This window comes from Archangium violaceum Cb vi76 (genome assembly GCF_000733295.1).
Lineage (GTDB): Bacteria > Myxococcota > Myxococcia > Myxococcales > Myxococcaceae > Archangium > Archangium violaceum.
Window position 1 is genome coordinate 23062 of sequence record NZ_JPMI01000319.1, and the last position, 7082, is coordinate 30143.

The following is a 7082-nucleotide window of genomic DNA, read 5'->3' on the forward strand; positions in this document are numbered from 1 at the left end:
CGGGTGTCACTCCGCCATCTCCGAAGGGCTTCCGTCCCCCCGCGGCCTCAGCCTCCGCACGCGCGTGAGCACCTGCTCGGGCAGCGCATCCCGGAGCACGTTCCGGGCTGTCCGCTCCAGCGCCTGGGCTCGCACCATCCAGTCACCCAGGCTCATCGGCCGGGTGATGCGCAGCTGGACCGTCATCCGCTGCCTCCTCGCCCAGTCCGACTTGTAGGCCTCGGTGCCGCGCAGGAAGTCGTACTCGGAGAAGCCCTCGGCCAGTGCATCGCGGAACGTCTCTCCCACGAGCACGAGCCCCACGCTCCGTGACTTCCACTCGGGATCGTATCCCGCGTTGTAGTAACTGAAGGTGCGCCCGTGCCGCAGGGCGTAGACGGACGCCACCGCCCTGCCTCCCACCGACAGGAGGTAGAGGCGCACCTTCCCCGCCGCCGACAGCAGTGGCACCACCTCCTGGTGGAAGGCCTGGACGTCCGGCGCGCCGAGCCCACTGCGCGTTCCCCAACGCAACGCGTGCAGCCGGAAGAACTCCGGCAGCGCACGGGCCAGCTCCTCGGGCTTCTCCGCCCTGGTGATGGCGAACCCCTCCTGCCGCTCGAGCCACTTGCGGCGGCGCAGGAAGTTGTCGGCCCGGGCCGTCCGGGCGAGAAAGGTGTCGAAGCACTCGCCCGCATCGAGGACCTCGTACGGGCAGCGGTTGCGCCCGGTACGCTCGAGGTGCCACCCACGGGCCCGGCATCGCGCCTCCAGGAGCGCCACCGTGGGGGACAGCTCCTCCACGTCGGACAGCTCCAGGATGTCCCACTCGTGCCGGACGCGTTCGAGCGCATCCGCCAGGACCTCCGTGAGGGCCGCCTCGTCCCCGGGCCGGAGGATCGCATCGAGGTAGTCACTCCCCACGCCCTCGTCCCCCAGCCACCGCAGCCACTTCAGACGGACACCGCCCCACCACCGCTCCTCCAGGGAGAGCGGCAGCACCCCCGCGAGCTGGCCCGACCCGTCCCGCACCGTGAGGAGGAAGGGCCGTCGCCGCCCGCCGAGCTGGAGGTGCCAGCCGAAGAGCCACTCCCAGGTGTTGAAGACGCTCGCGCGTCCGGACTCGCACAGGCTCCGCCACTCGTCACGCAGCGCCAGGAAACCCCGTGTCTCGCGCACGAGCACCATCGTCCAGCCGTTCATGTCTCCAGCACCTCCCACACCACGCGCGCCATCCGCTCCAGCTCCTCGCGGCCAAGGTCCTGATGGCAGGGCAGCTCCACCACCCGCCGGCGGAGCGCCTCCACCTCGGGAAAGCAGTCGCGCGGCACCGAGGGATGGCCGTACCTCCAGAAGTCGACCGCATGGATGCCTCGCGACCACAACCGGCGCAGGGCGAGCTCCTTGTCATCCACCTCGAGCGCGTAGAAGAGCGGGCACACCCCGGGCGGCAACGAGGACCAGACCGTCCGCGCGGGCCTGCCGATCCACTCGTGGAGCAGGAACCAGTTGGCACGGCGGCGTTGCACCACCTGCTCCGCGTCCACGGTCTCGAGCAACCGGGCGGCCATGGGGCTCATCCCGAGATGCAGCACCGTCGGATCGAGCTCCTGGGTTCCCACGGGAATGTCCTCGTCACGGGCCCACTCGCGGATGTGCCGGGTGACGGCCTTCACCCCCGAGCGCACCCACCTGCCCGCGCTGGGAAAGCGGCGCTCGGACGCCACCAGCATCGAGCCCGCCAGGTGCGAGAGCGCCGGCAGGAGCGGAGGCAATACGGGAGGCCCGAGTCCGGCCGTGGCGGCGTTCCGCATGAACAGGCCACCCCCGTGGGGCACGGGGAGCGTCTTGTAGAAACAGAAGATGGCGGCTTCCCCCAGGCTCCCCAAGGGACGCTCGCCGTCGCTGGAGAAGAGCGACAGCGCGCAGTCCTCGATGAGAAGGGCGCCGCACTCGCGGGCGATCTCCGCCAACGCCTCGAGGGGTTGGGGAAGCCGGCGTAATGAATGACATAGATGGCGCGCGTGTGAGGACCCACGCACGCGCGGACGTGCTCCACATCCAACCGGCCCTCCCCATCCACGCGCGCGAACTGGATCCGCGCGCCCGCGTGCAGCAGCGCCGAGACTTCCACGCCATGGTGGTAGGCCGGAACGATGACCTCGCCTCCCTCGAGCCCCAGCATCCTCGCCGCCCGCCACACCGCGTTGCGGCCGAGATAGGTCAACTCGAGCCCGAACCTGTTGAAGGGAAAGGAGGCCGCGACGCCCGTGCGCGGCAACAGCTGCGCCGGGTCGAGCCCGGGCAGCGACGGAATGTCCATCAGCGCATCCATTCGCCCACCTCCCGAAGCCATCGCATCGCCGCCGGTCCCCGCTGGAAGCGCACCGTGTGCAGCAGGCGCCCCTTGAGCGTGGGCCGGAGGATGAAAAGCCAGACATGGCGGCGCACCCGCTGCGTCCAGTCGAGCTTCCAGGGCATCCTCGGGCCCAGGAAGTCGAACTCCGCCGTGCCCCGGTGCGCGAGGTCCTCCAGCACGTCCTCGACGAGGAGCTGGCCCGGAGAGCACTCGGAGAAGCCCTCGTCGTAGCCGGGCTTGAGCAGGTAGTAACGGCCCCCGTACTCCAGCCCGAAATGGAAGGCCACGGCACGGCCCCCCACCCGCAGGGTGTAGAGGGCGAGCCAGCCCCCCGCCGCGGCGAGCCGGGCCAGGCCCGTGTAGAAGTCGAGCGTCTCCGGACGGCACATGATGGCGGTGCCCCGCTGCCCCTTCCACCCACCGCCCTCCAGCGCGAAGCCCTCCTCGAGAGCCCGGTGCAGCGCGTCCCCGCCCTCCACGCGCTCGAGCACGAGCGGGCCGTGCCGCGCGAGCTTCTTGCGGCGCCGCCGGAGGTTCGCGCGGAACTTCGCGTCGAGCGTCTCCTCGAGCGCGCCGCGGGAGAGCACCGGGAGCCATGGGGACTCGAGCGAGGGCCAGCGCGCCACCTGGAAGCCCGCCTCCCCCGCGGCCGCGCCGAGCGTCGCGTCCAACACCCCACCCGTTTCGATGTCCTTGAGCAGGAGCACCTCCCAGGGCTCCTCCCGGAGGTGTGCCCAGATGGCGCGGACGGACTCCTCCGGACAGGCCGCGTCGAGCGCCCACGTCACACGCTGCGAGTGCTCGTTGGACGGGGACTGCCACAGCCGGACGGGCACGCCCGCCAGACGCCCACGCCGCTCCAACAGCGGAGCGAAGGCGAGGGGCCCACCATTCCCTCGCGCGCGGAAGACCCGGAGCGGGGAGCCCGGGGCGAAGCTCTCCATCCACAGCCGGGTCCAACCGCCGAGCGCGAAGGGCCCCGCCCCCGGAGCACCATGCGCGACCGCGTCCCACTCGGACGAGTACCCGGCCATCGCCCCCAGCCCCACCCGTTGCTCGACGGTGACGCCGGGCCCGGGCGCCTCCTCCCACCGGACCACCTGCTCCATGGCCCCCTCCTCCCGGCCGCTCATGGTGACACCTTCCACACCAGATCGAAGGCCAGCTCCGACACCGGCACGGGCGCCCCGATGCGCGGCAGCTCGAGCAGTTCGCTCGTCCGCGTGCAGAGCCCCGAGCGGGTGGTGACCGCTGCCTGGAAGTAGCGGCCCACGAGCGCCGTCACCTCGGGACACGTGGCGCCATTGGGATAGGAGAAGAGCGCCGGGCGCACGCCCAGCTTCTCCTCGAGCGTATCGCGGCAGGACCGCAGCTCCCGCTCCACCTCCTCGAGCGGCAGCCGCGTGAGGATGGGGTGGCTGCGCGTGTGAGCGCCCAGCTCGAAACCCTGGTGCGCCAGCTCCCGCACCTCCTCCCAGGAGAGGAAACGGTTCTCGTCGTTCACCGGCACCGGGAACTTCGCGCGCAGCCGCTCCACGATGTCGAGCATGCTCTCGTGCGGCAGCTCCTTGAGGTACTCGACGCACGCGCTCATCAGGACCCGCGGTCCCAACCCGAGCGAGCCCAGGCGGATGATGGCCGGGTCGCCACTCGCCTGGCACACCTGCTCGGGCGGGGAGCGGGAGAAGATCTCCTCCAGCTCATACCCCCACATCCAACCGTCGGTCCCCACCAACCCGGTGGTGATGAAGATGGTGGCTGGAACGCCATGGCGCGCGAGGATGGGCGCGACGAGGTACAGGTTGTTGCGGTAACCATCATCGAAGGTCAGTGCCACCGCCCTGCGGGGCAACCTCGCCCGGCCCTCGAGTCCCGCGACGAGCTCGGACAGGAGCACGGGTTGGTACTGGCGTGCGAGAAAGGCGACATGCTGCTCGAACGCATGGACATCCAGCACCGGCTCACCCCACACCCCCACCGGCCGCCGCTGGACCTTGTGATAGAAGAGGATGGCCGCCTCGCCTTCCCCGAGCCGCAAGGAGGCGGGATGAAGGCCCGCGTAGTACGTGAGCGCCTTCACGCCCTTCTTCACCCAGTACACCCAGTCCCGCTGGTCCACGCCGCGCGCGCGTGACACCACCCGCGCCAGATCGATCCGGTTCCTCGATCGCTCCCGATCGATCCGGTTCCTCGGCCGCTCGGGCCATGACTGGTCCCGTCCGGCTCCGGGAACGAACACATTGGCATCCTTCATAGCTCCCCCCCGCCCGAGCTCATTGCAATCACAGCGCCGGGCCAGAACTCCCGAAGTTGCGGGGAGATGCACCCACATTGGGCAACGCATTCCCACGCAATGCCCCAGCGCGACCCGGAGAGGAGCACGCACGTCACTCGAGGCCGCGCACCATCCGATGATGGGGAGGCACCGGGAGGAGGGGCATCCGAGCAAGGGAAGGCGAGTACACGGGTACGCATCGCGGTGCCCCACCAGACAATGGAAAGGGAGCCCTCCGCTCTCCAGCTTGTCGCATGAGCGGGTGCGTCGCGCGCGATGGCGTCCGCTCGCGGAGGGGGGAAGACACATGAATGGAAAGTGGCTCTGGAGCGCCGTGCTGGCGGTGTGTTTCATCGCCGGGTGCGGAGTGTCCGACGGGATGGAACAGGAGGACACCACCGGGCTCTCGGAGGTAGAGGAGGCCCGGGACGAGGGAGAGTTCCTGGACGAGGAGGAACTCGAGGCACAATGGAAGCAGCCCTTCCAGCTGATCTACGAGGAGTACTTCGGCAAGGGAGCGGGGCCCGAGTGGAGCATTCCCCGAACGTCCAAGTCTCCCAACGGAAAGCGCCGATTCCTGGGTCCCTTCAACCAGGAAGAGGTGGCGCTCCAGCTCGAGGATCTGCCGGCCCATGATGAGATCAAGGTCACGCTCGAGCTGTTCGTCCTCAAGACGTGGGACGGAAACAGCACCTGCTGCGGCCCGGATCGCTGGGTGGCACAGGTGGACGGTGGCCCCGTGCTGCTCGATGCCACCTTCTCCAACGATGACGCGCCGTTCGATCCCGAGTTCTCGCAGTCGTATCCGGGACCGTACCCCGGAGGCAGCAACCCGGGCCTCACCGGCGCGACCGAGAAGGGAACGCTCGGCTATCCCGATGAGTCCGGCTACGGCGGGGTGGGCGACTCCATCTACCGGCTCACCTTCACCTTCCCGCACTCCGCCAGCGGCCTGAAGCTCCGCTTCACGGATCCGCCTCGCGGCGATGCCAACGAACTGTGGGGCCTGGATTGCGTGCGCATCAAGGTCCGTCCGAAGGAGGTGAAACAGGGGGATCTGCTCGTCACCCGCAACACCGACAGCAGCGTGCTGCGCTACGACGGAAGGACGGGCGCCTTCGCCGGCGTCTTCATTCCTCCCGGCAGTGGCGGGCTGGCCAACCCCCAAGGCATGACGTACGGCCCGGATGGCAACCTCTACATCGCCGGCTTCGACAGCAGGAATGTCCTGCGCTACGACGGAAGGACGGGCGCCTTCCTGGGCGTCTTCGTGACACCCGGGAGCGGTGGGCTCGGGGCTCCGAATGATCTGATCTTCGGCCCCGACGGCCACCTGTATGTCAGCGACGGCTTCTTCGGCACCAACAGCGTGCTGCGCTACGACGGGAGGACCGGAGCCTTCCTGGGAGTATTCGCTTCCGGGGGTGGACTGTCCGTCCCGCAGCATCTGGCCTTCGGTCCGGATGGGAACCTGTTCGTCGAGAGCGTCCTGGGCAATGACGTCCTGCGCTACGACGGGAGGACGGGCGCGCCATTGCCAGCGCCAGGGCAGAGCGGAGCGGTCTTCATCGGAGACATCGAAGTGGTCCCGCTGGCCTTCGGCCCGGACAGCAAGCTGTATGTCTCCACGACCGCCAACGACGTGCGGCGCTACAACGGGAGGACGGGCGCGTTGATCGATGTCTTCGTGCCGCCCGGGAGCGGCGGGCTGAACTCGGCCAATGACCTCGTCTTCGGCCCCGATGGGAACCTCTACCTGCCGAGCTTCCTCGGTGACTCCGTGTTCCGCTTCAACGGGAGAACGGGTGCGTTCATGGACCTGTTCGTTCCACCCGGAAGTGGAGGGCTGGCGCGCCCCATCTCCCTGACGTTCATGCCCTCGGACAAGGCGCGCTGAAGCACACGGCCAGAATCGGCACTCCCACTTTCACGAGGACCCCGCCGCTCCGGGCGGCGGGGCTTCAATGACCGGTGGGGAGTGTCCCCGGGAGGTTCGATCCGTCCCTGTAGCGACGTGTAGAGGGGCGTAATTCCCTGCCTGCTCGCGATTCCAGCGGCCTCACCACCATGTCTTGTAGTGGTCATTCGGTTGCACCTACGCTCTAGGCGCTTCGCGCTCTGACGGAGGTTGCACCCCGATGACGTTCCCCTCGCCTGTTTCCCGTGCGTCGACGCTGCTCGAGCTGCTCGAAGAGCGCGCCTCCCGCCACGGCGAGCAACGCCTGTTCTCCTTCCTGGAGGACTCCGAAGGCGACTCCTCCGAGCTCAGCTACGCGGGGCTGTGGCGGCGAGCCCGCGGCCTGGGGGCCCTCCTCCAGCAAGAGGTGCCAGCGGGCGAGCGGGCCGTCCTCCTCTACCCTCCTGGCCTCGACTACGTCACCGGCTTCTTCGGCTGCCTGGCCTCTGGTGTCGTCGCCGTCCCCGCCTACCCCCCGGACCCCTCGCGTCTGGAGCGCACCCTTCCCCGCC

General features: G+C 69.2%; 5 protein-coding genes and 1 pseudogene. 2 read left to right on the forward strand and 4 right to left on the reverse strand.

Translation table 11 applies throughout. The features are described from left to right. Positions 1-6 precede the first annotated feature (6 nt). From Q664_RS43260 to Q664_RS43275, 4 genes and pseudogenes are all read right to left on the reverse strand, one after another. The gene (locus Q664_RS43260) at positions 7-1182 is read right to left on the reverse strand and encodes a GNAT family N-acetyltransferase (protein WP_052519407.1); all 1176 of its coding nucleotides are present in this window, start codon (positions 1180-1182) and stop codon (positions 7-9) included. After that, positions 1179-2335 (reverse strand): annotated as a pseudogene (locus Q664_RS43265) (DegT/DnrJ/EryC1/StrS family aminotransferase). Before Q664_RS43265 ends, Q664_RS43260 begins: the two are co-directional and overlap by 4 nt. After that, positions 2302-3447 (reverse strand): GNAT family N-acetyltransferase, encoded by a 1146-nt coding sequence (locus Q664_RS43270; protein ID WP_063934861.1) that lies wholly within the window; start codon positions 3445-3447, stop codon positions 2302-2304. The pseudogene Q664_RS43265 and the gene Q664_RS43270 overlap by 34 nt, the downstream one beginning before the upstream one ends. Positions 3448-3467: 20 nt before the next feature. Then, complete coding sequence (locus Q664_RS43275; RefSeq protein ID WP_043410493.1) at positions 3468-4592, reverse strand: polysaccharide deacetylase family protein; 1125 nt, start codon at positions 4590-4592, stop codon at positions 3468-3470. Between the two features lie 328 nt (positions 4593-4920). Here Q664_RS43275 and Q664_RS43280 point away from each other — a divergent pair, with 328 nt between their 5' ends. Both Q664_RS43280 and Q664_RS43285 read left to right on the forward strand, forming a co-directional pair. Then, positions 4921-6510 (forward strand): Vgb family protein, encoded by a 1590-nt coding sequence (locus tag Q664_RS43280; RefSeq protein ID WP_043410497.1) that lies wholly within the window; start codon positions 4921-4923, stop codon positions 6508-6510. A gap of 241 nt (positions 6511-6751) precedes the next feature. Further along, positions 6752-7082: AMP-binding protein (locus Q664_RS43285; protein WP_043410499.1), on the forward strand; the 331-nt coding region annotated here is incomplete at its 3' end.